The 1,036-nt window shown below is 41.4% G+C and carries 1 protein-coding gene and 1 pseudogene; both read left to right on the forward strand.

The features are described 5' to 3' along the window. Positions 1-218, forward strand: a pseudogene (locus A3766_RS31460) (IS3 family transposase); the annotation flags it as partial. A 46-nt stretch (positions 219-264) separates the two neighbouring features. Continuing rightward, positions 265-996 (forward strand): hypothetical protein, encoded by a 732-nt coding sequence (locus A3766_RS23160; RefSeq protein WP_068510661.1) that lies wholly within the window; start codon positions 265-267, stop codon positions 994-996. Positions 997-1,036: the final 40 nt, after the last annotated feature.

Here is a 1,036-nt window from a genome sequence, read left to right on the forward strand (position 1 = left end):
TCACTTGGTACAACACAGAGCACCGGCATAGTCGAATTAACTTTGTTACCCCAGAGCAAAGGCACTTAGGTCTGGATGAAGAAATATTATCGAAGAGGGATGAGCTTTATCGCAAGATGAAAAGAAAGAACCAAATAAGGTGGTCAAAAGCTACGCGGAACTGGGAGAAAGTGGGTGACGTTAAGTTGAACCCGGAGAAGGAAAAACAAGCAGCTTAAATGCTCAGGCGACAACTACCTTGAAAAACGCCGATATTGGCATGCTATGGCGTCTTATAGCTCCTCTAAGCCCGAAGAGTATGAAGTGACGATGAAGAAGGTACTAAGCTGGGCATGGTTTGCTTATGGCATATCAAATGGTGAAATAGCCTTAGATTCCACATTTGATGAATATTTTGTACCTTTAAAGAGCAGAGAGGGGAGAAAAGAGTTTGCGGAGTCGTTTTATCCCTCTTCTGAAGAGAATGACGGTAGTGATTTTATGCTGAAAGGCCAAGAAATAGCCTGGATTTTTAATAATCTGTGTGCGGATGCATTCGACTCAGAGACTTGCACCGTGATTCATGATAGCAGAACTATCAGACTGTCTGCGCTTGGGGCTGTTCTTCATTTGATACAGGATTCATTTTCGCAGTCTCATGCAAATAGAGAAAGCTGTACCCAAATAAAAAAAGGGGAGAACGTTGCGAGTTCTGTTATGAACTGTTCACCAATCACTCAGTTTTATGATTATAGTGATCAATCTTCCGACAAGCATGAGATAAGCGACCATATGCCGGTAAAGGTAGGTGAAAGTTGCGGAGAGGATATTGATGATGCCATTACAGCTTCCGCAAAAATCATTTGGTTTGCTACAAAAAATAAGTCTGCGCTTGAAGTTGAGAATTATCTGAAAGAGCATGTATTTGTAAGCCCCAAGAATAATAAGGGTATAAAAGATGCTGGCCCTGGTGTTTGCTACAAAAAAGACGAAGGTTTCTTTTCATGGCTGTTTTAAATATTCAGAGCATATGCAATCAGAGCCATTCTCTACTTGG

It is taken from the genome of Oleiphilus sp. HI0132 (assembly GCF_001635845.1).

Bases quoted from the DNA above. Each gene is read 5' to 3' on its own strand.
- A3766_RS23160 (WP_068510661.1), top strand. From the start codon at position 265: ATGGCGTCTTATAGCTCCTCTAAGCCCGAAGAGTATGAAGTGACGATG.